Genomic DNA, 23,897 nt, shown 5'->3' on the forward strand with positions numbered 1-23,897 from the left:
AACCGTCGGGGATTTCATCGTACCGGGAAAAAACAGCTAAGCCAGCTCAAACACGCGGTGTATGATGTCCGGTCTTTTGCGACCGGGGTTCGTGTCACAGGGCTGTCGCCTCAGGGTGGCAGGCTGATGCGAAACCTGTTTCTCACGCTATTACACCAGGAGATATCCAATGAGCGTACTCGTAGGCAAACAAGCCCCTGACTTCACCGTACCGGCCGTACTCGGCAATGGCGAGATCGTTGACAGCTTCACCCTGTCTTCGGCGATCAAAGGCAAATACGGCCTGGTGTTCTTCTACCCGCTGGACTTCACCTTCGTTTGCCCGTCCGAGCTGATCGCTCTGGACAACCGCATGTCCGAGTTCAAGGCGCGCAACGTTGAAGTGGTCGCCGTGTCGATCGACTCGCACTTCACCCACAACGCCTGGCGCAACACCCCGGTCAACAATGGCGGTATCGGCGAAGTTCGCTACACCATGGCTGCCGACATCAAGCAGGAAATCATGAAGGCCTACGACGTCCAGTCCGCTGATGGCGTAGCGTTCCGTGGCGCGTTCCTGATCGACGACAAAGGCGTTGTCCGTTCGCAGATCATCAACGACCTGCCGCTGGGCCGTAACATGGAAGAGCTGCTGCGTCTGGTTGACGCTCTGCAATTCCACGAAGAGCACGGCGAAGTCTGCCCTGCCAACTGGAAGAAAGGCGACAAAGGCATGAACGCTTCGCCAGAAGGCGTTGCGGCTTACCTGACCGAGCACGCTGCTGCTCTGTAAGGCGCACGCTGCGGGTAAAAAAAACCGGCCATCGAGGCCGGTTTTTTTATGCGCGGGATAACGCCGGGACTGTGTAGGAGCGAGCTTGCTCGCGATGGACTTGAGAACACCGCTGGGTGTCAGGTTCCCCGCGTTATCGTTCACGACCATCGCGAGCAGGCTCGCTCCTACAGAAATCCATCAATCGTTGAAGTCTTCCCAGCCACCCATCTGTTTCCAGCGATTGACGATGCCGCAGAACAGCTCTGCCGTCTTTTCGGTGTCGTAGCGGGCCGAGTGGGCCTCGCGACCGTCGAAGTCGATGTCCGCTGCCTGGCACGCCTTGGCCAGCACGGTCTGGCCGTATGCCAGGCCCGCGAGTGTCGCGGTATCGAAACTGGAGAACGGATGGAACGGATTGCGCTTCATGTCCAGGCGCGCAACCGCCGCATTCAGGAAGCCCAGGTCGAAGCTGCTGTTATGCCCGACCAGGATCGCCCGTTTGCAACCGTTGGCCTTGAGTGCCTTGCGCACGCCGCGGAAGATATCGTTGAGAGCAGACTCTTCACTCACGGCCATGCGCAGCGGGTGATCGAGCTTGATCCCGGTGAATTCCAGGGCGGCCGCTTCGATGTTCGCGCCTTCGAATGGCTCGACCCGGAAGAAGTAGGTGTGATCCGGGTAGACAAAACCCTTTTCATCCATGGCGATGGTGGTCGCGGCGATTTCCAGCAGGGCGTCGGTGGCGGAGTTGAAGCCACCGGTTTCTACGTCGACGACAACCGGCAGGTAACCACGAAACCGTGCGGCCATTGGATGACGGGAACCGCCACCGCCGCCATTGCCTTCCAGTTCGTCGTCGAAATGGTCTTCACTCACGCGTGTTCCTCCAGCAGGCGCCAGCGCAGTTTTTCACCGGCGCGCAGCGGGATAACGGTCAGCTCGCCAAACGGCAGGCTGGCAGGGGCGGTCCATTCTTCGCGGACCAGGGTGATGCGATCGGTGTTGGCCGGCAGGCCATAGAAACGCGGGCCGTTGAGGCTGGCGAAGGCTTCGAGCTTATCCAGCGCATTGCGCTGTTCGAACGCTTCGGCGTACATCTCGATCGCCGCATAAGCGGTGTAGCAGCCGGCGCAACCACAAGCGGCTTCCTTGGCGTGCTGGGCGTGGGGGGCCGAGTCGGTGCCGAGGAAGAATTTTTCGCTGCCGCTGGTGGCAGCGTCGAGCAGGGCTTCCTGGTGCGTATTGCGCTTGAGGATCGGCAGGCAGTAGAAATGCGGCCGAATCCCGCCCACCAGCATGTGGTTGCGGTTGTACAGCAGGTGATGCGCGGTGATGGTCGCGCCAACGTTGGCCGAAGACGAGTTGACGAACTGCACGGCGTCAGCGGTGGTGATGTGTTCGAACACCACTTTGAGCGTCGGGAAACGCTCGACCACACGACGCATGTGCTCGTCGATGAAGATTTTTTCGCGGTCGAACACGTCGACATCGCCACGGGTGACTTCGCCGTGGATCAGCAACGGCATCCCGACTTCGGCCATGGCCTCGAGTGCAGGGAAAATCTTGTCGATGCTGGTAACACCAGAGTCCGAGTTGGTGGTCGCGCCGGCCGGGTACAGCTTGGCGGCGTGCACGAATCCGGTGGCCTTGGCCTCACGGATCTCTTCAGGCTGGGTGCGGTCGGTCAGGTACAGGACCATCAGCGGTTCGAACGGGCTGCCGGCCGGGCGGGCAGCGAGAATCCGCTGGCGATAGCCGTCGGCTTCGGCCGCGTTGCGCACCGGCGGAACCAGGTTGGGCATGATGATGGCGCGGCCAAAGGTGCGCGCGACATCCGCGACGGTATTGGTCAACACGGCACCATCGCGAAGATGAATGTGCCAGTCGTCGGGACGCAGCAGGGTCAGGCGGTCGGACATGAGGGGATTCCAGGCGGGTCAAACTCAAGGGAATGCTACCGGAAAAGACTCTTGCAGGCACTCGCTATCAAGTTTTGCCGCAAGCTTCCGATATCCAACAGGTATGCCGTAAACATGTGTGTGTCGGTCTTTTTGTTGTAGAAGCCAGTGGAGCCTCCCGTGCGCCAGCGTTATTTAGCCTTGCTCAGTGTGTTTGCCAGCCTTCCCGCGATGGCGCTCACTTTTCAGACCCGCCTGGAGAGCATTGAGTGGACGGTCGAAGGCGACAAGTTCGAATGCCGCCTGACGCAGCCGATTACCGACTTCGGTTCGGGGGAGTTCGTGCGCAAGGCCGGTGAGCAGGCAACGTTCCGTCTGAAAGCCTATAACCCGATGATGGGCGGAGGTTCGGCGACCTTGCTGGCCGCTGCCGCACCGTGGCAACCGGGGCGTGACGATATCAACCTGGGTACGGTGAGAATCGGCAGCGGCAACGTGTTGTTCAACAGTTCACAGGTGCAGGCCGGACGCCTGATCAGCGGTCTGATGGACGGTCGCAGCCCGGTGGTTCGCCATTCCTCGGGAGATGGCCGGGTGTCGGAAGTGCGCTTGCTGCCGGTCCGGTTCACCCAGGCGTTTGCCGATTATCAAAGCTGCGTGGCCAAACTGTTGCCGCAGAACTTCGAGCAGGTGAAACAATCCCAAATCGGCTTCCCTGGCGGCGGGATCGAGCTCGACAGTGCCGCGAAAGCCAAGCTGCAGGTCATGCTGGAGTACATGAAGGCTGATCCGACGGTCAATCACATCGAGCTTGACGGTCACTCCGACAACAGCGGCAACCGCCTGACCAATCGCGACCTGTCGCGGCGCCGGGCCCTGGCAGTGATGGAGTTCTTCAAGGCCAACGGCATCCAGGAGTCGCAAATCACCCTGCGCTTCCATGGCGAACGTTATCCGCTGGCGCCCAATACCAACAACGCCAATCGTGCGAAGAACCGTCGGGTAGCGGTACGCCTGGAGCGGGCAGCGCCCGCGGAACAAGTTGCCCCGCAAGCGACGAAAGCGGCCACTTCGGCAACTTCCTGACCCTTCAGTCATCGTCGCGCTATCGACAGATTCTGTCGCTTGGTCGTCATAAGCTGTCGCGCCTCTGTAAATTATCCTGCATGAGCGGTAGACTTCACGGCTTTCCGTAGAACCCCGTGGAGTGATGGCATGGCGGACGTAAACAAGGTCGTTCTGGCGTATTCCGGCGGCCTGGACACTTCGGTGATCCTCAAGTGGCTGCAGGATACTTATAACTGTGAAGTGGTGACCTTCACCGCTGACCTGGGTCAGGGCGAAGAGGTCGAACCTGCACGCGCCAAGGCTCAGGCCATGGGCGTCAAAGAGATCTACATCGACGACTTGCGCGAAGAGTTCGTGCGCGATTTCGTTTTCCCGATGTTCCGCGCCAACACCGTTTACGAAGGCGAGTACCTGCTGGGTACTTCCATCGCTCGTCCGCTGATCGCCAAGCGCCTGATCGAAATCGCCAACGAAACCGGCGCTGACGCCATTTCCCATGGCGCCACCGGCAAGGGCAACGACCAGGTTCGTTTCGAATTGGGCGCGTACGCCTTGAAACCTGGCGTGAAAGTGATTGCTCCCTGGCGCGAATGGGACCTGCTGTCCCGTGAAAAGCTGATGGACTACGCCGCGAAGCACGCGATCCCGATCGAGCGTCACGGCAAGAAGAAATCCCCGTACTCCATGGATGCCAACCTGCTGCACATCTCCTATGAAGGCGGCGTGCTGGAAGACACCTGGACCGAGCACGAAGAAGACATGTGGCGCTGGACCGTTTCCCCGGAAAACGCTCCAGACAAGCCGCAGTACCTGGAGCTGACCTACCGCAACGGCGACATCGTCGCGCTGGACGGCGTCGAAATGACTCCGGCCACCGTGCTGGCGACCCTGAACCGTATCGGTGGCGAGCACGGTATCGGCCGTCTCGATATCGTCGAGAACCGCTATGTGGGCATGAAGTCCCGTGGCTGCTATGAAACCCCTGGCGGCACCATCATGCTGCGTGCCCACCGTGCGATCGAATCGATCACCCTGGACCGCGAAGTGGCTCACCTCAAAGACGAGTTGATGCCCAAGTACGCCAGCCTGATCTACACCGGCTACTGGTGGAGCCCTGAGCGTCTGATGCTGCAACAGATGATCGATGCGTCCCAGGTCAATGTGAACGGCGTTGTGCGCCTGAAACTGTACAAGGGCAATGTGATCGTCACTGGCCGCAAGTCCGATGACTCGCTGTTCGACGCCAACATCGCGACCTTCGAAGAAGATGGCGGCGCGTATAACCAGGCGGATGCTGCGGGCTTCATCAAGCTCAACGCCCTGCGCATGCGCATTGCGGCGAACAAAGGCCGGAAGCTGTTCTGAGACCTTTGAACTCGTGATGGATACCTGACCTCGTCCTCGACGAGGTCAGGCACCTGAATATGGGGTGTGATGCCAGGTACTGCGTTGTCGGGTGTATTCGTCGCCGCTGACGGTTCCCTGTCTTTCTCCTTCCGATGGTCTGTCCTGCTCTACGCATTGTTGTTTGCCGGTTGTCCGGCTTGATCAATGACCGTCAACCTTTGCGAGACGGGATCGTAGGCAATGTAAAAGGCAGAGCAGTGCTTCCTGGTCTGTCTGGAATGTTTGAGCGCACTGGCCTTCAGTAAAGTCTCTGAAATGGCACTAGTGACAAACACAATCACGTACGCCATCTTTCCCCGTGGCTTCTGGATTTTTTCCAGCAGCGTTTCAAATTCGACCTCCTTGTTCATACCGCGTGTATCAACGATGCACAGGTCTTTTACAAATTCCGGTAACTGAAGTTGATGCTGAGCGAAGACGGTGCTGTGCAGACCAATCTCCGTTGGCGGATCCTGTGCACCGCAGGGCGACCGAACTGGCTGCTGGCCATTCGTTGGCGCTTCCATAGCGGGGTTCGCGGACGACTTCCCGGACGCTTTTTTTTCCGACCTCCCAGCATCTTCCATCGCCTTCATGAAATGTTTTCCCTTTTCAAAGTCGGAAGGCGCATACAGTGACCGGTAGTTGAAGTTGAGTGTCGCGAAAAAAAGCAAAAGTAAATAAAACGGAAAGCTGATCAGAAACCAGACATAGAGTTCTCTTTCCTCTTCGTCAAGGAAGGGGAGAGATACGGCGGCCGAAGTTTCAGAAAGTGTTGCGAATATCGCAATGATTGTCATTGGGTTGGTGATTATCTTTCTGCCATGTTCTGTACTCATGTTGAATTCTCATTTGTTGAGTGTTTTTTGAAGTTTGTCTGATGTGGTTGTTTTTGGTTTTTTTATGATTGCTGGTGGTGCTTTATGATTACTCAAAAAATATAATTCGCTGTAAGAGTAATTGGATGTCTGGTGTGTGATATTTCTGGTGTGAGTGTTGAATGCGAAAATATAAGTTATGTTCTGGCGCAGAAGTAAATATTTGTGTTTATCAGGGCCCGGTTGTTTACGCTGGCTTTTGGAAAATTCTGGTTGTAAATCGATAGGGCCGATTGCTGAAAACTGCGCCACCATGACGCTGATACAGTTTTCAATTCATTCCGCTCGAGGGATTTTTGTAGGAGAAATCCGTGTTGTTTGTAGGGTATGTCTCTTGGTGTGGGTGGTTGGAAGGGGCGACATGCCATGGGTGAAACGACTAGGCTATTGTGCGGGCTCTAAAAATTCGAACAGCGAAAATTGGACTTGCCCATGAATAAAGTGCTGATCGTGGATGATCACCCCGTCATTCGTCTTGCGGTACGTATGCTAATGGAACGTCATGGCTACGAAGTTATTGCAGAAACCGATAATGGTGTGGATGCACTGCAACTAGCCCGTGAACTTACGCCGGATATTGTCATTCTGGATATCGGGATTCCGAAGCTGGACGGATTGGAAGTCATCGCGCGTTTGTCTTCGACCTCAATGCCGATGAAAGTGCTGATCCTGACTTCCCAGGCGCCGGGGCATTTTTCCATGCGTTGCATGCAATCCGGTGCGGCCGGTTATGTCTGCAAACAACAAGATCTGACGGAGTTGCTCAGTGCAATAAAGGCCGTATTGTCAGGCTACAGTTACTTTCCCAATCAAGCCTTGCATACCGTGCGTTGCAGTTTGGGGAACGCCAGTGAGGCCGACATGGTTGATCGGTTGTCGGGGCGGGAAATGATGGTCCTGCAGCAGTTGGCCAGAGGGAAGACCAATAAGGAAATTGCCGATGGGATGTTTCTAAGTAATAAAACAGTCAGTACCTACAAGACCCGCCTGTTGCTCAAGCTCAATGCAAGGTCCTTGGTCGATTTGATCGAGCTGGCACAACGCAACGGTCTGGTGTGATGGCGTATCTTTGCGACAAGGGGCGTTTGTTGAAGTATGGCACTTAAAAAAAAGCCTCCGTTTCGGGAGGCTTTCAGGTGTCATAAGTCAAAATCGTAGTCGGCCAATTGCTTTTGCAGTCGGCGCTCCTCCAGCAGATTGTCGATGGTGCGGCGTTTGCTCAGATTAGTTTTCGCTACTTCAACCACCGGCTCGGCGTCATCGGTTTCGGCGGTGGTGAAGTCGTCTTCTACGTCCAATTGCTCTTTGCCAGTACTCATTTAGTTGCTCCAGGCTAAGAAGGCCTTTGGCGCTCCTTATATCGACAATCTCCCGGCGGGTAAAAAAGATTTTTTCAATCGACTATTCAATAATCCCAATAGCGCCTCAATCGTCGGAGGTTTTGTGCTTGTATTCGCACAAGTCCTCGATCCGGCAGCTTCCGCATCGGGGCTTGCGGGCGAGGCAGACATAGCGGCCGTGAAGGATCAGCCAGTGATGGGAGTCGAGCAGGTACTCCCTGGGCACGAATTTCATCAGTTTTTTCTCGACTTCCACCACATTCTTGCCTGGCGCGATGCCGGTGCGGTTGCTGACCCTGAAAATATGCGTATCGACAGCCATGGTCAGCTGACGGAATGCCGTATTGAGTACCACATTGGCGGTTTTGCGGCCGACGCCGGGCAGCGCTTCCAGCTCTTCGCGAGTTTGCGGCACTTCACCGGCATGACGCTCGACCAGCAAACGGCAGGTTTCGATCACGTTTTTCGCTTTGCTGTTGTACAGGCCGATGGTCTTGATGTACTCCGACAGTCCCTCGACACCCAGGGCATGGATCGCCGCCGGGGTATTGGCCACCGGGAACAGTTTGGCGGTGGCCTTGTTGACGCCGACGTCGGTCGACTGCGCCGAGAGAATCACGGCAATCAGCAATTCGAACGGTGAGGAATAGGCCAGTTCGGTCTTGGGTTCCGGGTTGTCTTCGTGCAGTCTGCGGAAAATTTCCAGACGTTTTGCGGCATTCATGGGCAGTGCGTTTCCTCGTAGGCAATCAATGTGTGGGATTGGGGCGCCAGGCCTGCCAGGCGGCGATCAGCAGTCCGAGCAGAATGAACCCGCCAGGGACCAATGTGGCCAGGCGCAGACCACCATCGGCCACCAGCACCCAGCCTTGCCAGTCAGTTTGCGTTGCACCGGACAGCCACGATAGTCGGTTTCCAAGGGTTGCGTTGCCGATGAGTTCGCGCAACAGTCCCATAGCGATCATCAACGTGACAAACAAGCCACTGAGTCGCAGGCGCTGGCGCCAGCTGTTCTGAAAGAACCCGGTGTGTTCCAGTACGACGCACTGCAAGGCGATCATGGCGCCATAAAACCCCAGATGCTGCTGCCATTGCAGCGACCAGACTTGTGCCGTGAGCTCCGCGCAACTGGTGAGCGTGGCGGCCAACAGAACGCCGGCCGGAAAGCGGGCAGCCGGGACCAGTCGGGATCGCAGGGCGCCCATGGCCGGACTGAACAACCAGGTCACCACCATGAACATCAGGCACAGACCAAGTGCGGCCATCAGCGAGTGGGTGGCACCGATCAGCGGCGTCAGCATCAGTGCGTTGCGCAGAGTGGATGAGTTATCCATGGGCAGGGTTCCCGAGCAGTTGTTGCCGGTGTTCATCAAAGTAGCGCAAGGCATCGTGCACGGCATTGATCACTGCTCTTGAGGTGATGGTCGCACCTGCGATCTGATCGAACTGCCCCTGATCCTTTTTCAGCGCCCAACCGCTGTCACCGGGCTCTGTTAGGGATTTTCCGGAAAAAATCTGCAGCCAGCCATTGGGCCAGTCGGCGATCCGTGCCCCCAGCCCAGGTGTTTCTGACTGTTTGAGGGTTTTGACACCCAGCAACCTGCCATTGGCATCGACAGCGATCAGTAGCTCGATGGCACTGGTGTAGCCGAGGGTTTGACTGCGCAGCAACACGGCGACGGGTTGGTCGCCCCGGGTCGCCAGATAGCCACCCAGCAAGGTGCTGTTTGCCAGGGTGGTTGTTTCGATCCTGATGGGGTGGTCGAGTGGTTGATTGTCGTAGCTGTCTGACGGTAGCAGGTCCAGCAGATTCCGGCTGTCGAGCAGACGCTGTTCGGCTGCAATGCGCGGCGCGCTGCCGAGTTGCACGAAGTACGTCACGCCCATGCCCAGTGCGGCCAAAAACACCAGAAGCGTGATGCTTGATGTCCGGTTCATGACGCCTCCGGCTGTTGTCTGGCCGCCACGAACCGCTCCAGCGCCGGCACGCACAGGTTCATCAACAGCACGGCAAAGGCGATGCCGTCCGGATAGCCGCCCCAGGTACGAATCAGATAAGTCAGGAGCCCGACGCCGACGCCGAACAGCAGTTTTGCCCCGGGGCTTCTGGCGCCGGATACCGGTTCGGTGATGATAAAGAACGCCCCCAGCATCGTCGCACCGGTCAGCAGGTGGAACAGCGGCGAGCCATGGGAGTCGGAGCCCGACCCGTTCCAGCACAACAGGCTGATGACGAACAGGCTGGCCAGCATGCCGACCGGTGCATGCCAGCTGATCACCCTTCGTTGCAGGAGAAACATTCCGCCCGCCAGAAACGCCAGGTTGACCCACTCCACACCGCGTCCACCGTAGTGGCCGAATGCCGGATTGCCGGCAAACAGTTCATCCATGGTCAGGCTTTTGTTGACCCGCAGGCTGTCCAGTGCCGTGGCCTGCACCCACGCATCCGGTGCCTGGCCGACACCGAACACTTGCTGCAAGCCACTCAACAGGTCCATGCCATGGGGCGGTGGCCAATGGGTCATGGGTTGGGGAAAGGCCACCAGCACCAAAGCAAACCCGAGCATCGCCGGGTTGAAGGGATTTGAGCCGACGCCGCCATACAGGTGCTTGCCAAAGATCATCGCAAAGGCTGTAGCACTAAGGGGCAGCCACCATGGGCAGTAAGGCGGCAGCGCCAGAGCCAGCAAGGTGGCACTGACCAGCGCGCTACCGTCACTCAGGGTTGGCCTCAGCGGTTGCTTGCGCCATTGCACGATGGCAGCTTCAACGGCCAGCGCAGCAGCGGCCGCCAGAACCAGGTTGATCAACACGCCCCAGCCGTATAACCAGAACGCTGCGAGCACTCCCGGCAGCACGGCCAGCAGCACCAGCTTCATGGCCTGCTGCAGGCGCTCATCAACGGTTTCAAGGGCTGGCATGGGCGTTCACCTGGCGTTCGGCTTCGCCGAGTGCGCGCTCCAGGGCTTCGATTTGCTCCGCCGGTGCTTCGTTGGCCTGAGCCTTCTTGAGTTCGGCACGGCGCATGGCCAACTGGATCTTGGCCCGCTTCAGATCGGCATCATTTGACGACACCGTTGCGACCGTCGGCGCAGTGGCAGGTGGCGCGGCGCTTTCCAGTTGCACCAGGTTTTGTTCGGCGTCTTCGAACTGCTGTTGCAGGACAATCAACTGCGATTGCTGTTCGAAGGTCGGTGGATGTCCGAAGGCTTTCAGCGATTTATGCAGCTGTGCCCGACTCATCGCCACATCGATCTTCGCCTTTTTCAGCGCGGCATCGGCAGTGGCGGCTTTTTGTGCGCGGACTCGCTCGAGGGCAGCCTGTACCGGGTCGACTGCCGCTTCGCTAGGTTGCGTGACACGTTGCCGGGCCTGGCGTTCGGCGATTTTCTGCTGCTCTTCGCGCTGCAAGCGCGCATTGCGCTGTTCGAAGCGGCGCCGCGCGTGATCGCGCTTGAGGGCTCGGGCCTGCCGCGCTTGCGGTGTGAGGGCCAGGCCCCCGACCACCGGCAATACCGTGTCCAGCGGCAGCGGGCGCATTTCGATGCAGTCCACCGGGCAGGGTGCTACGCAGAGGTCGCAACCGGTGCACTCATCGATGATCACCGTGTGCATCAATTTGGCCGCCCCGACGATGGCATCGACCGGGCAGGCCTGAATGCACTTGGTGCAACCGATACACTCGGCTTCGCGGATATAGGCAATCTGCGCAGGTGCCGAGCCGCGAGTGATGTCCAGTTCCAGCACCGGCACCTTCAGCAACTCGGCCAGGGCCGCGATGGTTTCGTTGCCGCCGGGCGGGCATTTGTTGATCGGCTCGCCACTGGCAATGCCTTCGGCGTACGGTTTGCACCCGGGGTGGCCGCACTTGCCGCATTGGGTTTGCGGCAAGAGTGCGTCGATGAGTTGAATCAGACTCATGTTTTGATCAGTCCGCTGAATCCGAGAAAAACCACTGCGATCAGGCCGGCACCGATCAGGTCGATCGGCAGGCCACGAAAGGGCAGGGGCACATCGTTGTCGGCCGTGCGTTCACGCAAATCAGTGAACAGGCTCAACACCAGCCAGAAACCCAACCCGGCACCCAGGCTCAAGGCTGTGGCGTGAAACAAGCCTTTGTCCTCCTGAACATTGAGCAAGGCCACGCCGAGTACGCCGGCATTGCCCAGCAGCAACGGCCAGAGGCCTTCGAACGACAGTGTCGAAAATACCCGCGCCAGCAGCTTCAGCAACGGGCCGATCAGCAACACGCTCAATGGCAGAAACACAAACAGGCGCAGCGCCGTCAATTGCAGAGGCTCCAGCAGCCAGTGGTAGAGCGCGTAGCCGAGCATGCCCACGATCAGCATCAGGCACGTCGTCGCAATGCCCAAGGCATGGACCTGACGGCGCTGGCCGGCCAACAGCGGATCGACGCCCAGCGGCCAGTGCAACACGAGGTTGTTGATCAGGGCTGCACTGATAAGCGTAAGCAGAATTTCGGTCATTGTTCGTGCCGGCAGTTTTGTAGGAGCGAGCTTGCTCGCGATGGACTCAAGAGCGCTGCGTTCAATCTATGGACACGCGTAATCGTTAACGACCATCGCGAGCGAGCTCGCTCCTACAGGAGACGCTCTAAAAAGCGTAGGCATTATCCGGCAAGGCGGGAGGGTGGGCCAGACATGAAAATCCCACAGTCGCGCCAGGCACGACTGTGGGATCGATTTGCCGCGGATCTTACTTGATGCGCTGACCCGGCTTGGCGCCGCTGTCAGGGCTGAGCAGGTAGATCTCTTCACCGCCAGGACCGGCTGCCATCACCATGCCTTCGGAGATGCCGAACTTCATTTTCCGTGGCTTGAGGTTGGCGATCATCATGGTCAGGCGGCCATCGAGTTTGGACGGATCCGGGTAGGCACTCTTGATCCCGGAGAACACGTTACGTTGCTCGTCACCGATATCGAGGGTCAGGCGCAACAGCTTGTCGGCGCCTTCCACGTGTTCGGCCTTGACGATCAGCGCGACGCGCAAATCGACTGCCGCGAAGGTGTCGAACTCGATTTCCGGCGACAGAGGATCCTTGGCCAGTTCGCCATTGCCGGCAGGTGCGGCTTCGCCGGTGTCGGTCTGGCTGGCGGTCAGGTCTTCTTTCGAGGCGTCGGTCATGGCTTGTACCTTGACCGGGTCGATGCGGGTCATCAGCGGCTTGAACTCGTTCAACTGATGGTTGGCGAGCAAGGTCGCGTGATCGTTCCAGGTCAGCGGTGCGACGTTGAGGAACGCCTCGGCGTCGGCGGCCAGCAGCGGTAGCACAGGCTTGAGGAAGATCACCAACTGGCGGAACAGGTTGACGCCGGTGGCGCAGATCGCCTGGACTTCATCCTGCTTGCCTTCCTGCTTGTTCAGCGACCACGGAGCCTTGTCGGCGATCCAGGCGTTGGCGCGGTCGGCCAGGCCCATGATCTCACGCATGGCGCGGGCGAAGTCGCGGGCTTCGTAGGCATCGGCAATGCCTGGCGCGGCGGCCAGGAATGCTTCGGTCAGTTCAGGCGCGGCGTTGGTGTCGACCATCACGCCGGCATTGCCTTTGTGAATGAATCCGGCGCAACGGCTGGCGATGTTAACGACCTTGCCCACCAGGTCGGAGTTGACCTTCTGCACGAAGTCCTCGAGGTTCAGGTCGAGGTCGTCGACGCCACGGCCGAGCTTGGACGCGTAGTAATAGCGCAGGTATTCCGGCGACAGGTGGTCCAGGTAGGTGCGGGCCTTGATGAAGGTGCCACGGGACTTGGACATCTTCTGGCCGTTGACGGTCAGGTAGCCGTGCACGTTGATCCCGGTCGGCTTGCGGTAGCCGGCGCCTTCGAGCATGGCTGGCCAGAACAGGGCGTGGAAGTTGACGATGTCCTTGCCGATGAAGTGGTACAGCTCGGCGGTGGAGTCCTTGCCCCAGAACGCGTCGAAGTCCAGTTCCGGCGTGCGGTTGCACAGGTTCTTGAAGCTGGCCATGTAGCCGATCGGCGCATCCAGCCACACGTAGAAGTACTTGCCCGGCTCGTCGGGGATCTCGAAACCGAAGTACGGCGCATCGCGGGAGATGTCCCACTGTTGCAGGCCGGCATCCAGCCATTCGGCGATCTTGTTGGCCACGGCATCCTGCAGGGTGCCGCTGCGGGTCCAGGTTTGCAGCATGGCCTGGAAGTCCGGCAGCTTGAAGAAGAAGTGCTGGGAATCCTTGAGCACCGGGGTGGCGCCGGAGATAGCCGACTTCGGATCCTTCAGGTCGGTTGGCGCGTAGGTCGCGCCACATTTTTCGCAGTTGTCGCCGTACTGATCTTCGGTGCCGCATTTCGGGCAGGTGCCCTTGATGAAGCGGTCGGCCAGGAACATTTTCTTTTCCGGGTCGAAATACTGGGTGATCGAGCGCGTGGCGATGTGCCCGGCGTCACGCAGCTTCAGGTAGATCTGGCTCGACAGCTCACGGTTTTCTTCGGCGTGAGTGGAGTGGAAATTGTCGAAGTCGACCAGGAACTCGGCAAAGTCGGCGCTGTGTTCAGCCTGGACGTTGGCGATCAGTTGTTCCGGGGTGATGCCTTCCTTTTCCGCGCGCAGCATGATCGCCGAACCGTGGGCGTCGTCGGCGCAGACATAGATGCATTGATTGCCGCGGTGCTTCTGGAAGCGCACCCACATATCGGTCTGGATGTATTCCAGCATGTGGCCAAGATGGATCGAACCATTGGCATAGGGCAGGGCGCTGGTGACGAGGATCTTGCGTGGCTCGGACATGGGGCTCGGCTACTTGATGAAACGGAGGTCGGCCACTATAAAGCGCCGGCGCATATTTTTCACCCTGTGAGCCTGTTTCATTGGATGAGCAGCCAGAAAAGATCGCAGCCTGCGGCAGCTCCAACAGGGGGCACTCGTAGGAGCTGCCGAAGGCTGCAATTTTTTGAGGTACGATACCCATCATCTTTTCCAGTCCTGTTTTCGGAGTTGCCCATGAGCGCCGTCAATCGCGCAGCGGTGGAAGCCGTCCTTCGCCAATACACCGACCCTTACCTGAACCAGGACCCGGTCAGCGCCGGGTGCGTGCGCAACATCGACATCCAGGGTGACCGCGTCAGCGTCCAGCTCGAATTGGGTTACGCCGCCGGTCTGTTCAAGAGCGGCTGGGCGCAGATGCTGGAAATGGCCATTCAAGGTCTGGATGGCGTGTCGAGTGCCAAAGTCGATATCACCAGCGTGATTGCCGCGCACAAGGCCCAGGCGCAGGTCCCGGGGCTGGCCAACGTAAAGAACGTGGTGGCCGTGGCGTCCGGCAAGGGTGGCGTGGGCAAATCCACCACCGCGGCCAACCTGGCCCTGGCCCTGGCCCGCGAAGGCGCCAAGGTCGGGATTCTCGATGCGGACATCTACGGTCCGAGCCAGGGCATCATGTTTGGTATCCCGGAGCGCACCCGTCCTGAGGTCAAGGATCAGAAATGGTTCGTTCCGCTCAAGTCCCATGGCGTCGAAGTGATGTCCATGGCCTTCCTCACCGATGACAACACACCGATGGTCTGGCGCGGTCCGATGGTCTCCGGCGCCTTGCTGCAACTGGTGACCCAAACTGCGTGGGGCGACCTGGATTACCTGGTCATCGACATGCCGCCGGGTACCGGTGACATCCAGCTGACCCTGGCGCAGAAAGTGCCAGTGGCCGGTGCAGTCATCGTGACCACTCCGCAGGACCTGGCCTTGCTGGACGCGCGCAAGGGCGTGGAGATGTTCCGCAAGGTCAACATTCCGGTGCTGGGCGTGGTGGAAAACATGGCCGTGCACATCTGCTCCAACTGTGGACATGCCGAGCATCTGTTCGGTGAGGGCGGTGGCGTGAAGCTGGCCAACCAGTATGGCGTCGAGTTGCTGGCCTCGTTGCCGCTGTCGATGGTCATCCGCGAACAGGCCGATGGCGGCAAGCCGACGGTGATCGCCGAGCCTGACAGCCAGATCGCCATGGTTTACCAGGAGCTGGCGCGTCATGTCGGCGCGCGGATCGTATTGCAGGAAGCTTTGACGCCGGCGATGCCGAATATCAGCATCAGCGACGACTAAAGCTTAGAAATACGATCCCCTGTAGGAGCGAGCTTGCTCGCGATGGACGTAAACGATGACGCGGGCTTTCTGGAAAAATGCATCGCCTTCGAGTACATCGCGAGCAAGCTCGCTCCTACAGTTGATTTACGCAGGACTTAGATCCGCAACCCGCCATCCATCTCCAGAATCCGACCGGTGTAATAGTCGTTCTCGAAGATGTAAGCCGCCGAATGGGCGATTTCCTCAGGCTTGCCCATACGCTTGAGCGGAATGCCGGCGGTCATCTTTTCCAGCGCTTCAGGCTTCATGCCCAGGGTCATTTCGGTTTCGATGAAGCCCGGTGCAATGCCGGCCACGCGAATGCCGTAGCGCGCCAGTTCCTTGGCCCAGGTCACGGTCGCCGCAGCGACACCGGCCTTGGCCGCCGAGTAGTTGGTCTGGCCGATGTTGCCGGCACGGGAAATCGACGAGATATTGATGATCGCGCCGCTGTTGTTCAGCTCGACCATTTTCGCCGCGACTTCACGGGTGCACAGGAACACGCCGGTCAGGTTGACGTCGATGACCGACTGCCACTGGGCCAGGCTCATCTTGGTCATTTCGCCATCCTTGACCTTGAGCAACAGGCCGTCACGCAGGATCCCGGCATTGTTGATCAGGCCGTGGATCGCGCCGAAATCTTCGGCGACCTGGGCGACCATGTGGGTCACTTGCTCTTCGTTGGCGACGTTGCACAGGTAAGCTCGGGCTTCGACATCCTTGGCCTTGCAGGCCGCGACGGCAGCGTCGAGTTTTTCCTGGTTGAGGTCGACCAGGGCGAGTTTCGCGCCCTTGCCGGCGAAATACTCGGCCATGGAGCGACCTAAACCCTGGCAACCGCCAGTGATAATGATTACTTTGTCAGTGAGTTGCATTCGCATGTCCCCCGGTAGCAGGTCTGAGTGGTTTCCTTGTAGAGAGCCTCTCGATCTGCGCCTGACGTGACCCGGCTACACATGAGAACTGCCCCCGATGGCATGCTGGGACTTTCACCAGCAGCTTGTCCGTTTTTATGACGGATTCTATTTAAGGAGTCATAAATTGAGCGTTGAAGCGGCTAAGCATGCACGAGAATTGCTCCTCAAGGAATACCGTGGAGTGCTCTCGACGCACTCCAAGTCAATGCCCGGTTTTCCGTTCGGCTCCGTGGTTCCGTACTGCCTGGACGAGCAGGGCCGGCCGCTGATCCTGATCAGCCGCATCGCCCAGCACACCCATAATCTGCAGAAAGATCCGAAATGCTCGCTGTTCGTGGGCGAACGTGGGGCTGAGGATGTCCAGGCCGTTGGTCGCCTGACCTATCTGGCGCAAGCGCAGCAACTCGAAGACGAAGCCGCCATCGAAGCCGCTTCCGAGCGTTACTACCGCTATTTCCCGGAGTCGCAGGGTTATCACAAGGCCCACGATTTCGACTTCTGGGTGCTCAAGCCGGTGCGCCACCGTTACATCGGCGGTTTTGGCGCGATTCATTGGGTCAACGACCTGACCCTGGCCAACCCGTTCGCCGGCAAGGCCGAACTGAGCATGGTCGAGCACATGAACGCGGATCACGCCAAGGCCATCGCCCATTACGTCGAGCTGGCCGGTCTGCCGAACAACGTGCCGGCGCAAATGGCCGGTATCGATACCGAAGGCATGCACCTGCGTATCGGCCAGAGCCTGTACTGGTTGCCGTTTCAAGCGCCTTGTAATACGCCGACACAAGTCCGCGAAGCCTTGGTTTCTCTGGCTCACGCCGAACATTGGCCGAAAAATGAAGTGGCCGACGCTTGAATTCACGAAACGGCGACGTCATCTAGGGTGAACTGGCAAGGCATTCTTGCGTTGAGGAACCATTTGATGCGCCCTTTTTTGTTGCTCTTTCTGCTGTTCCCGGTGTTGGAGCTGTTCGTATTCGTCAAGGTGGCAGGGTCCATCGGGTTTTTCCCGGCCCTGCTGCTGATCATTCTCGGTTCGATGTTCGGTGTGTTCGTGCTGCGCATCGCCGGCCTGGCCACGGCCCTGCGTGCCCGTGAAAGCCTGAACCGCGGCGAGTTGCCGGCCCAGACCATGCTCGAAGGCCTGATGCTGGCATTGGCCGGTGGCCTGCTGATTCTTCCGGGTTTCATCAGTGATGTGATCGGCCTGTTCCTGCTGCTGCCGTTCAGTCGCCGTCTGCTGGCGGGCAAGATGCGCCAGCGCGCCGAAGAGCAGGCCATGCGTCAGCGAGCGTTCGCCGACGACCTGCAGGCACGTGGCGGCCCAGCCCCCCGCGAGCCGTTGGGGCGTGAACCGAATGTGATCGAAGGCGAGTTCGAACACCGCGATACCAAGTAATAAGCCCATCGACACGGCACCTTCGGGTGCCGTGTTCGTTTGCGGGGCACCGACCTGAAAAATTTTCGCTGCCCGCCCTTGTAATAAGCTTATGCGCCCTTATGTAACGGTCACCGCAAGGTTTCTGGCGAACACGCCAGGCAGACTTCCGCGGTTCGCTAGACGAACCGCAACCGGCACCGCCGGCCTTTGTTAAACCCGCCGGGACTACACCGGCCGATGAAAACCACAATTAGGAGAGATCGACAATGAAGCTTCGTCCTCTGCATGACCGCGTCGTCATCCGTCGCAGCGAAGAAGAAAAGAAAACCGCTGGCGGTATCGTCCTGCCAGGTTCGGCTGCTGAAAAAGCCAACAGCGGCGAAATCCTCGCTGTAGGCACCGGCCGCGTACTGGAAAACGGTGAAGTGCGTGCACTGTCCGTGAAAGTGGGCGACAAGGTTGTGTTCGGTCCTTACTCCGGCAGCAACACTGTGAAAGTCGACGGCGAAGACCTGCTGGTAATGAGCGAGAACGAAATCCTCGCTGTTATCGAAGGCTGATTCCCCGCTCATTTTCCCGCTACTTCAAAGTATTTAAGGAATATCGATCATGGCTGCTAAAGAAGTTAAATTCGGCGATTCCGCCCGCAAGAAAATGCTCACCGGTGTCAACGTCCTGGCTGACGCAGTAAAAGCGACCCTGGGCCCGAAAGGCCGTAACGTGATCATCGAGAAGAGCTTCGGCGCTCCGACCATCACCAAGGACGGCGTTTCCGTAGCAAAAGAAATCGAACTGGAAGACCGTTTCGAAAACATGGGCGCGCAGCTGGTCAAAGACGTTGCCTCCCGTGCCAACGATGACGCAGGCGACGGCACCACCACCGCTACCGTTCTGGCTCAGTCGATCGTCAACGAAGGCCTGAAAGCCGTCGCTGCCGGCATGAACCCGATGGACCTCAAGCGCGGTATCGACAAAGCGACCATCGCGATCGTCAAAGAACTGAAAGCCCTGTCCAAGCCATGCGCTGACACCAAGGCTATCGCTCAGGTAGGCACCATCTCCGCCAACTCCGACAACTCCATCGGCGACATCATTGCCGAAGCCATGGAAAAAGTCGGTAAAGAAGGCGTGATCACCGTTGAAGAAGGCTCGGGCCTGGAAAACGAACTGTCGGTTGTTGAAGGCATGCAGTTCGACCGTGGCTACCTGTCCCCGTACTTCGTCAACAAGCCAGAGACCATGGTCGCTGAGCTGGACGGCCCGCTGATCCTGCTGGTCGACAAGAAGATCTCGAACATCCGCGAAATGCTGCCAGTGCTGGAAGCCGTTGCCAAAGCCGGCCGTCCGCTGCTGATTGTGGCCGAAGACGTTGAAGGCGAAGCCCTGGCGACTCTGGTTGTGAACAACATGCGTGGCATCGTCAAAGTCGCAGCCGTCAAGGCTCCAGGCTTCGGCGACCGTCGCAAGGCCATGCTGCAGGACATCGCCGTTCTGACCGGCGGTACCGTGATCTCCGAAGAGATCGGCCTGAGCCTGGAAAGCGCAACCCTGGAAAACCTGGGTAGCGCCAAGCGCGTGACCCTGTCCAAGGAAAACACCATCATCGTTGACGGTGCTGGCGTACACGGCGACATCGAAGCACGCATCACTCAGATCCGTGCCCAGGTTGCCGAGACTTCCTCGGACTACGACCGTGAAAAACTGCAAGAGCGTCTGGCCAAGCTGTCCGGCGGCGTTGCAGTGATCAAGGTTGGCGCTGGTTCCGAAGTTGAAATGAAAGAGAAGAAAGCCCGCGTTGAAGACGCCCTGCACGCTACCCGTGCAGCCGTTGAAGAAGGCGTGGTACCTGGCGGTGGCGTGGCACTGATCCGTGCCCTGGAAGCTATCCTGAACCTGAAAGGCGACAACGCTGACCAGGACGTAGGTATCGCTGTACTGCGTCGTGCCATTGAAGCACCGCTGCGTCAGATCGCTGCCAACAGCGGTGACGAGCCAAGCGTTGTGGTCAACGAAGTCAAGAACGGCAAAGGTAACTTCGGTTACAACGCTGCGACTGGCGAATACGGCGACATGATCGAAATGGGTATCCTGGACCCAACCAAGGTAACCCGTTCCGCTCTGCAAGCTGCATCGTCGATCGGCGGTCTGATCCTGACCACCGAAGCCGCTGTTGCTGAAGCACCGAAGAAAGACGGCGGTGCTGGCGGCGGTATGCCAGACATGGGCGGTATGGGCGGCATGGGCGGCATGATGTAAGCCAGCCTTACCCCTGTACGAAAAACCCCGCCTGCGAAAGCAGGCGGGGTTTTTTATTGCCCGGACTCTCTAAAGGCCACAACCGTTCATTGTGGGAGCGAGCCTGCTCGCGATGGTGTATCAGTCAACATCATTGTTGAATGTTGAACTGCAATCGCGAGCAGGCTCGCTCCCACATTTGATTTGTGTTTCAGACGGCTACAGGTACCGCGCTTGCCTCGCGTTCAGCCTTCAATGCCGGCCGATACAAAATCCAGTAATACGACCCCAGGCAAATCAGCCAGCAGAACACCGCCGTCCACACGTTGTGCGAGAAGAAGTGTGCGCCCTGCATCATCCGGCTGATGGAAAACACCGAACCCAAGGCAAATGCAAAGACAAATGCCGTACGGGCCATGCGCGGGCGGCGGTCACGCAGCACGAAGAACAACGCAAACAGGGTGAAACCGGTCGCAGCATGGCCACCGGGCCAGCAACGTCCAGGCTTATCGGTATGTGGGCGAGGGCTCAACAGTTCGCTGTACGTCTCATGGCCGCCGAACTGCTCCAGGCTCCATGGGCATTGCACCGCCGTCACTGCTTTCATTGGCGTAACAAACGACGTCGCCAGCCCCAGCGAGAGCACCAGGCAACCCAGTTCGCGCTTGAACGGTTTGAGCCTGACCATGAAAAACGAGGCGATGAAGCCGAGGATGGCAAACACCGAGAAGGCGATGACTACTTGCTTGGCGCGATCGTGCAGGATGTCCTCGAGAAAGTAACTGTGGCGTCCTATGAATTCCCCGGCGACCGGGTCGAAAAACAGCCTGGCCAGGTCCATATCCAGACTGGTCAATTCGAGCAACACCAGAATGATCGCGACAACGGCAGGGACTCCAAGGCACACCCAGAAATTGAGCGGGCGAGGAGCGGGGCGGGCTTGGGTCGAAACCATGCGAGTTCCTTGGTCGGTAAAGTGTTCTGAAAGGCGCAGCCACGCAGAGTTTGAACTCGATTGTGTCGTCAACCTGTGAGTCGACAGTGAAAAAATCGTTAATGCCGCAAACGTTTGATTTCAACGGTTACAGCAGCATGCAGTCCTAGCCCTGAGCCACACTTGGCCTTAAGCTGCGCGGGCCATGACGGTCGTTACTGTGGACGGAGAGATGCCCATGCGAATTCTATTGGTTGAAGACAACCGCGATATCCTGGCCAACCTGGCCGATTACCTGGGACTCAAAGGCTATACCGTGGATTGCGCGCAGGATGGTCTGTCTGGCCTGCATCTGGCGGCCACCGAGCATTACGACTTGATCGTGCTCGATATCATGTTGCCCGGCATCGATGGCTATACCTTGTGCAAGCGCCTGCGCGAAGATGCCCGGCGCGAAACGCCGGTGATCATGCTCACGGCCCGCGATCAACTGGACGACCGTCTGCAGGGCTTCAAGTCCGGCGCAGATGATTACCTGATCAAGCCGTTTGCCCTGTCTGAACTGGCGGCGCGTATCGAAGCGGTCATGCGCCGGACCCAGGGCGGCGGGCGGCGGACTCTGCAGGTCGGCGACCTGAGCTATGACCTCGACACCCTGGAAGTCACTCGCGAAGGCCGATTGCTGAAACTCAACCCGGTCGGCCTGAAATTGCTGGCCGTGTTGATGCAGAAAAGCCCGCATGTGTTGCGTCGTGAAATTCTTGAAGAGGCGCTGTGGGGGGACGACTGTCCGGACAGCGACAGCCTGCGCAGTCATGTCCACCAACTGCGCCAGGTGATCGACAAGCCGTTCGCCAAACCGTTGCTGCAAACCGTTCACGGCGTGGGGTATCGCCTGGCCGAGGGGCGTGATGGAGTTTAAGCAGAGCCTTTCCCAACGAATCATCATTGCCTTTGCGCTGATGAGCGCACTGGTGGCGGGTGCCTTTGCCATGGGCATCGTCGCGACGGTGCACCTGGTGGAGGAAAAACTGATTTCGGCAGGCCTGGGCGGTGATTTGCAGCGCCTTCTGCTGATGGACAATGTCACGGACTGGAGACATCGCCCCGAGCCGGACCAATTGTTCTACTTCAGCAACGGGCCAGGCGATTTCAGGTTGCCCAAGGATTTGCGCCATCTGGAGCCGGGTTTTCACGAAGTCTTCCGTGAGAACCTGTCGTACCACGCCATGGTCGAAATCGTCGACGGCCGACGTTACGTGCTGTTGCAGGACCAGAGCGACTTCGAAGAGCGCGAGCGGGTGCTGTTTGCCGTGGTGCTGGTGGGTTTCGTGCTGAGCCTGGCGCTGGCGGTGTTTCTCGGCTGGGTCCTGGCACGCAAGGTCATGGCACCGGTGGTGCGGCTGGCCCGGCAGGTACGCCATCGCGATCAACTGCTCGGCCTGGCCCCACCTTTGGCCCCGGACTATGCCGCCGACGAAGTGGGCGAATTGGCCGTGGCCTTCGACGCTACCCTCGGGCGCTTGCGTCAGGCCCTGACCCGTGAGCGCTTGTTTACCAGCGACGTCAGCCACGAATTGCGTACGCCCCTGATGATATTGGCCAGTTCCTGCGAGTTGTTGCTGGAAAACCCCGGTCTCGATCAGCGTGGCCGCGCCCAGGTCGAGCGTATCGCCCGGGCCTGTGAAGAAATGCGTGAGCTGGTGCAAACCTTCCTGATGCTGGCCCGTGCCCAGCGCGAAGACGCCGGCATGTCGCCGCAACAGCCACTGGGCCAGGTGGCCGAGGGCCTGGTCGGTCTGTGGCGCGGCCCCATTGAAAGCAAAGGGTTGAAGCTGATCTTCGAACCGGGCAGCCCTGAGGCCAGGAGTTACAACGCGACGCTCCTGCATGCGGTGATGGGTAACTTGCTGCGCAACGCCTTGCATTACACCGAACGGGGCTTCATTCGCCTGAGCCTGACGGGCACGGGATTTCTGGTCGAAGACAGCGGAGTGGGCATTCCCGAGGAAAAGCGCGAGGCGATGTTCGAACCCTTCGTTCGGGGCACTGAAAAACGCGGGGAAGGCTTGGGCCTGGGGCTTTCACTGGTGCAGCGGATCTGTGAAAACCAGGGCTGGAGCGTCAGCCTGACTACGATGGAGCCCAGTGGCTGCCGTTTTCAGGTGGAGCTCTCCCGAACTTGATCTGTTGAGTCCGTCGTCCAGAAAACCCTATCAGTTCAGTAAAGCCTTGTAATAATTCCGGGTTTCCCATAACGATATTTTCACAAATGGATGACCAGTCACCGACACCACAAAATCTAAGGTAGTTGCATCAGAAGTTCAGGAGCCCTGATGATGGACGGCCCGATCAAGCTCGATTTTTCAGAAAAGTACGACGATCAACACGCGCAACGCTATTTGCGCAAACACCAGGAAGGTCTCGGCCGTCGATTGTCTCACTGGCGTGACGAGCAAGTGGCGCGCAAGGCGCTGGCCTTGGCTGGCGAGCCTGGTCTGGTCCTCGATTTGCCTTGTGGTGCAGGGCGTTTCTGGCCCTTGTTGGCGGAAAAATCCAACCGTGTGATCATCGGTGCCGATAACTCGAAGTCCATGCTGAAGGTCGCAACACAGGCGCAACCGGCCGATGTGGTGAAGCGGGTACAACCCTTGCACACGTCTGCATTCGACATCGCCTTGCCGGACAACGCCGTCGACAGCATTTTTTGCATGCGCTTGCTCCACCACATCGGTGAAGCCGGGCATCGCATGGCTATTTTGCGTGAATTCGAGCGGGTTTCCCGCGACAGCGTGATCCTTTCGCTGTGGGTCGATGGCAACTTCAAGGCCTGGAAACGCAAGCGTTCGGAGAAAACCCGTGGGCAGGAAGGTTACCAAAACCGGTTTGTGTTACCGGCCGCTACTGTAGAGACGGAGTTTGAACAGGCGGGTTTCCGAATCCAGGAACAACTGGACTTTTTGCCGCTCTATGCCATGTGGCGAGTTTACGTATTACGCAAGAGGTAAC

Annotated in this window: 25 protein-coding genes; 12 read left to right on the forward strand and 13 right to left on the reverse strand. The window is 58.7% G+C overall.

The genetic code is table 11. The annotated features are described in order from the left end of the window. Positions 1 to 169: 169 nt before the first annotated feature. Positions 170 to 772, forward strand: a complete 603-nt coding sequence (locus Q8X48_RS01005) for a peroxiredoxin (protein WP_007971324.1) — start codon at positions 170 to 172, stop codon at positions 770 to 772. Positions 773 to 952: 180 nt separating this feature from the next. On the opposite strand, the gene rnt is transcribed toward Q8X48_RS01005, so the two are convergent. Both rnt and pyrC read right to left on the reverse strand, forming a co-directional pair. Then, positions 953 to 1,630 (reverse strand): ribonuclease T, encoded by a 678-nt coding sequence (gene rnt, locus Q8X48_RS01010; RefSeq protein ID WP_007972317.1) that lies wholly within the window; start codon positions 1,628 to 1,630, stop codon positions 953 to 955. Further along, positions 1,627 to 2,673, reverse strand: coding sequence for a dihydroorotase (gene pyrC / locus Q8X48_RS01015; protein ID WP_407799188.1), 1,047 nt, complete (start codon positions 2,671 to 2,673; stop codon positions 1,627 to 1,629). Before pyrC ends, rnt begins: the two co-directional genes overlap by 4 nt. Before the next feature lie 159 nt (positions 2,674 to 2,832). Between pyrC and Q8X48_RS01020 the strand changes: the two genes are divergently transcribed. Then, positions 2,833 to 3,738 (forward strand): flagellar protein MotY, encoded by a 906-nt coding sequence (locus Q8X48_RS01020; RefSeq protein ID WP_407799189.1) that lies wholly within the window; start codon positions 2,833 to 2,835, stop codon positions 3,736 to 3,738. A 129-nt stretch (positions 3,739 to 3,867) separates the two neighbouring features. After that, positions 3,868 to 5,085: an argininosuccinate synthase gene (locus Q8X48_RS01025; protein ID WP_007972320.1), complete on the forward strand. Its 1,218-nt coding sequence runs from the start codon at positions 3,868 to 3,870 to the stop codon at positions 5,083 to 5,085. Between the two features lie 149 nt (positions 5,086 to 5,234). Here Q8X48_RS01025 and Q8X48_RS01030 read toward each other — a convergent pair whose 3' ends face one another. Further along, on the reverse strand, positions 5,235 to 5,945 hold the full coding sequence (locus Q8X48_RS01030; RefSeq protein ID WP_126047373.1) for a hypothetical protein: 711 nt from the start codon (positions 5,943 to 5,945) through the stop codon (positions 5,235 to 5,237). 471 nt (positions 5,946 to 6,416) lie between these two features. On the opposite strand from Q8X48_RS01030, the gene Q8X48_RS01035 reads away from it, so the two are divergent. Next, a complete protein-coding gene (locus tag Q8X48_RS01035; protein ID WP_007972324.1) occupies positions 6,417 to 7,043 on the forward strand; it encodes a response regulator transcription factor in 627 nt (208 codons plus the stop codon). A gap of 80 nt (positions 7,044 to 7,123) precedes the next feature. Here the strand turns inward: Q8X48_RS01035 and Q8X48_RS01040 are convergent, their stop codons facing one another. The 8 genes from Q8X48_RS01040 to metG form a co-directional block, all read right to left on the reverse strand. Then, a complete protein-coding gene (locus tag Q8X48_RS01040; protein WP_007972325.1) occupies positions 7,124 to 7,303 on the reverse strand; it encodes a PA3496 family putative envelope integrity protein in 180 nt (59 codons plus the stop codon). Between the two features lie 106 nt (positions 7,304 to 7,409). Further along, positions 7,410 to 8,048, reverse strand: coding sequence for an endonuclease III (gene nth / locus Q8X48_RS01045; RefSeq protein WP_007972326.1), 639 nt, complete (start codon positions 8,046 to 8,048; stop codon positions 7,410 to 7,412). A 25-nt stretch (positions 8,049 to 8,073) separates the two neighbouring features. Next, positions 8,074 to 8,658, reverse strand: coding sequence for an Rnf-Nqr domain containing protein (locus tag Q8X48_RS01050; RefSeq protein WP_407799191.1), 585 nt, complete (start codon positions 8,656 to 8,658; stop codon positions 8,074 to 8,076). Then, on the reverse strand, positions 8,651 to 9,262 hold the full coding sequence (locus tag Q8X48_RS01055) for an RnfABCDGE type electron transport complex subunit G (RefSeq protein ID WP_407799192.1): 612 nt from the start codon (positions 9,260 to 9,262) through the stop codon (positions 8,651 to 8,653). Before Q8X48_RS01055 ends, Q8X48_RS01050 begins: the two co-directional genes overlap by 8 nt. Then, entirely contained in the window at positions 9,259 to 10,245 is a 987-nt protein-coding gene (locus Q8X48_RS01060; RefSeq protein ID WP_407799193.1) for an RnfABCDGE type electron transport complex subunit D, read from the reverse strand. The genes Q8X48_RS01055 and Q8X48_RS01060 overlap by 4 nt, the downstream gene beginning before the upstream one ends. Continuing rightward, complete coding sequence (rsxB, locus tag Q8X48_RS01065) at positions 10,232 to 11,245, reverse strand: electron transport complex subunit RsxB (RefSeq protein ID WP_407799194.1); 1,014 nt, start codon at positions 11,243 to 11,245, stop codon at positions 10,232 to 10,234. The genes Q8X48_RS01060 and rsxB overlap by 14 nt, the downstream gene beginning before the upstream one ends. After that, positions 11,242 to 11,811 (reverse strand): electron transport complex protein RnfA, encoded by a 570-nt coding sequence (locus tag Q8X48_RS01070; protein WP_102673355.1) that lies wholly within the window; start codon positions 11,809 to 11,811, stop codon positions 11,242 to 11,244. The genes rsxB and Q8X48_RS01070 overlap by 4 nt, the downstream gene beginning before the upstream one ends. A 229-nt stretch (positions 11,812 to 12,040) precedes the next feature. Further along, complete coding sequence (gene metG / locus Q8X48_RS01075; RefSeq protein WP_095965459.1) at positions 12,041 to 14,092, reverse strand: methionine--tRNA ligase; 2,052 nt, start codon at positions 14,090 to 14,092, stop codon at positions 12,041 to 12,043. A 213-nt stretch (positions 14,093 to 14,305) separates the two neighbouring features. Between metG and apbC the strand changes: the two genes are divergently transcribed. After that, positions 14,306 to 15,400 (forward strand): iron-sulfur cluster carrier protein ApbC, encoded by a 1,095-nt coding sequence (gene apbC / locus Q8X48_RS01080; protein ID WP_407799195.1) that lies wholly within the window; start codon positions 14,306 to 14,308, stop codon positions 15,398 to 15,400. A 137-nt stretch (positions 15,401 to 15,537) separates the two neighbouring features. Here apbC and Q8X48_RS01085 read toward each other — a convergent pair whose 3' ends face one another. Next, the gene (locus Q8X48_RS01085; protein WP_407799196.1) at positions 15,538 to 16,296 is read right to left on the reverse strand and encodes an SDR family oxidoreductase; all 759 of its coding nucleotides are present in this window, start codon (positions 16,294 to 16,296) and stop codon (positions 15,538 to 15,540) included. A 166-nt stretch (positions 16,297 to 16,462) separates the two neighbouring features. Here Q8X48_RS01085 and Q8X48_RS01090 point away from each other — a divergent pair, with 166 nt between their 5' ends. The 4 genes from Q8X48_RS01090 to groL all read left to right on the forward strand — a co-directional run bounded on the left by Q8X48_RS01090 (position 16,463) and on the right by groL (position 19,975). After that, positions 16,463 to 17,194, forward strand: coding sequence for a HugZ family pyridoxamine 5'-phosphate oxidase (locus Q8X48_RS01090; RefSeq protein WP_015096677.1), 732 nt, complete (start codon positions 16,463 to 16,465; stop codon positions 17,192 to 17,194). A gap of 66 nt (positions 17,195 to 17,260) precedes the next feature. Beyond that, complete coding sequence (locus tag Q8X48_RS01095; RefSeq protein WP_015096676.1) at positions 17,261 to 17,737, forward strand: FxsA family protein; 477 nt, start codon at positions 17,261 to 17,263, stop codon at positions 17,735 to 17,737. A gap of 248 nt (positions 17,738 to 17,985) precedes the next feature. Beyond that, a complete protein-coding gene (locus tag Q8X48_RS01100; RefSeq protein ID WP_007985847.1) occupies positions 17,986 to 18,279 on the forward strand; it encodes a co-chaperone GroES in 294 nt (97 codons plus the stop codon). 49 nt (positions 18,280 to 18,328) lie between these two features. Continuing rightward, complete coding sequence (gene groL / locus Q8X48_RS01105) at positions 18,329 to 19,975, forward strand: chaperonin GroEL (RefSeq protein WP_015096675.1); 1,647 nt, start codon at positions 18,329 to 18,331, stop codon at positions 19,973 to 19,975. 190 nt (positions 19,976 to 20,165) lie between these two features. Here the strand turns inward: groL and Q8X48_RS01110 are convergent, their stop codons facing one another. Then, positions 20,166 to 20,909: a phosphatase PAP2 family protein gene (locus Q8X48_RS01110; RefSeq protein WP_407799197.1), complete on the reverse strand. Its 744-nt coding sequence runs from the start codon at positions 20,907 to 20,909 to the stop codon at positions 20,166 to 20,168. A 217-nt stretch (positions 20,910 to 21,126) separates the two neighbouring features. Between Q8X48_RS01110 and colR the strand changes: the two genes are divergently transcribed. The 3 genes from colR (at position 21,127) to Q8X48_RS01125 (ending at position 23,896) form a co-directional block, all read left to right on the forward strand. Beyond that, the gene (colR, locus tag Q8X48_RS01115; protein ID WP_007985839.1) at positions 21,127 to 21,810 is read left to right on the forward strand and encodes a two-component system response regulator ColR; all 684 of its coding nucleotides are present in this window, start codon (positions 21,127 to 21,129) and stop codon (positions 21,808 to 21,810) included. Continuing rightward, complete coding sequence (locus tag Q8X48_RS01120; protein ID WP_015096673.1) at positions 21,800 to 23,074, forward strand: sensor histidine kinase; 1,275 nt, start codon at positions 21,800 to 21,802, stop codon at positions 23,072 to 23,074. Before colR ends, Q8X48_RS01120 begins: the two co-directional genes overlap by 11 nt. Before the next feature lie 153 nt (positions 23,075 to 23,227). Next, positions 23,228 to 23,896, forward strand: coding sequence for a class I SAM-dependent methyltransferase (locus Q8X48_RS01125; protein ID WP_407799584.1), 669 nt, complete (start codon positions 23,228 to 23,230; stop codon positions 23,894 to 23,896). Position 23,897: the final 1 nt, after the last annotated feature.

The sequence above is a fragment of the Pseudomonas sp. QLc11A genome (genome assembly GCF_052112305.1).
Classification (GTDB): Bacteria; Pseudomonadota; Gammaproteobacteria; order Pseudomonadales; family Pseudomonadaceae; genus Aquipseudomonas; species Aquipseudomonas laurylsulfatiphila.

What these genes read in the sequence shown, in the direction of transcription:
- Q8X48_RS01005 (WP_007971324.1), top strand. Translation starts at nt 170, where the DNA reads ATGAGCGTACTCGTAGGCAAACAAGCCCCTGACTTCACCGTACCGGCC.
- pyrC (WP_407799188.1), bottom strand. Translation starts at nt 2,673, where the DNA reads ATGTCCGACCGCCTGACCCTGCTGCGTCCCGACGACTGGCACATTCAT.
- Q8X48_RS01025 (WP_007972320.1), top strand. Translation starts at nt 3,868, where the DNA reads ATGGCGGACGTAAACAAGGTCGTTCTGGCGTATTCCGGCGGCCTGGAC.
- Q8X48_RS01030 (WP_126047373.1), bottom strand. Translation starts at nt 5,945, where the DNA reads ATGAGTACAGAACATGGCAGAAAGATAATCACCAACCCAATGACAATC.
- Q8X48_RS01035 (WP_007972324.1), top strand. Translation starts at nt 6,417, where the DNA reads ATGAATAAAGTGCTGATCGTGGATGATCACCCCGTCATTCGTCTTGCG.
- Q8X48_RS01040 (WP_007972325.1), bottom strand. Translation starts at nt 7,303, where the DNA reads ATGAGTACTGGCAAAGAGCAATTGGACGTAGAAGACGACTTCACCACC.
- nth (WP_007972326.1), bottom strand. Translation starts at nt 8,048, where the DNA reads ATGAATGCCGCAAAACGTCTGGAAATTTTCCGCAGACTGCACGAAGAC.
- Q8X48_RS01050 (WP_407799191.1), bottom strand. Translation starts at nt 8,658, where the DNA reads ATGGATAACTCATCCACTCTGCGCAACGCACTGATGCTGACGCCGCTG.
- Q8X48_RS01055 (WP_407799192.1), bottom strand. Translation starts at nt 9,262, where the DNA reads ATGAACCGGACATCAAGCATCACGCTTCTGGTGTTTTTGGCCGCACTG.
- Q8X48_RS01060 (WP_407799193.1), bottom strand. Translation starts at nt 10,245, where the DNA reads ATGCCAGCCCTTGAAACCGTTGATGAGCGCCTGCAGCAGGCCATGAAG.
- rsxB (WP_407799194.1), bottom strand. Translation starts at nt 11,245, where the DNA reads ATGAGTCTGATTCAACTCATCGACGCACTCTTGCCGCAAACCCAATGC.
- Q8X48_RS01070 (WP_102673355.1), bottom strand. Translation starts at nt 11,811, where the DNA reads ATGACCGAAATTCTGCTTACGCTTATCAGTGCAGCCCTGATCAACAAC.
- metG (WP_095965459.1), bottom strand. Translation starts at nt 14,092, where the DNA reads ATGTCCGAGCCACGCAAGATCCTCGTCACCAGCGCCCTGCCCTATGCC.
- apbC (WP_407799195.1), top strand. Translation starts at nt 14,306, where the DNA reads ATGAGCGCCGTCAATCGCGCAGCGGTGGAAGCCGTCCTTCGCCAATAC.
- Q8X48_RS01085 (WP_407799196.1), bottom strand. Translation starts at nt 16,296, where the DNA reads ATGCAACTCACTGACAAAGTAATCATTATCACTGGCGGTTGCCAGGGT.
- Q8X48_RS01095 (WP_015096676.1), top strand. Translation starts at nt 17,261, where the DNA reads ATGCGCCCTTTTTTGTTGCTCTTTCTGCTGTTCCCGGTGTTGGAGCTG.
- Q8X48_RS01100 (WP_007985847.1), top strand. Translation starts at nt 17,986, where the DNA reads ATGAAGCTTCGTCCTCTGCATGACCGCGTCGTCATCCGTCGCAGCGAA.
- groL (WP_015096675.1), top strand. Translation starts at nt 18,329, where the DNA reads ATGGCTGCTAAAGAAGTTAAATTCGGCGATTCCGCCCGCAAGAAAATG.
- Q8X48_RS01110 (WP_407799197.1), bottom strand. Translation starts at nt 20,909, where the DNA reads ATGGTTTCGACCCAAGCCCGCCCCGCTCCTCGCCCGCTCAATTTCTGG.
- colR (WP_007985839.1), top strand. Translation starts at nt 21,127, where the DNA reads ATGCGAATTCTATTGGTTGAAGACAACCGCGATATCCTGGCCAACCTG.
- Q8X48_RS01120 (WP_015096673.1), top strand. Translation starts at nt 21,800, where the DNA reads ATGGAGTTTAAGCAGAGCCTTTCCCAACGAATCATCATTGCCTTTGCG.
- Q8X48_RS01125 (WP_407799584.1), top strand. Translation starts at nt 23,228, where the DNA reads ATGGACGGCCCGATCAAGCTCGATTTTTCAGAAAAGTACGACGATCAA.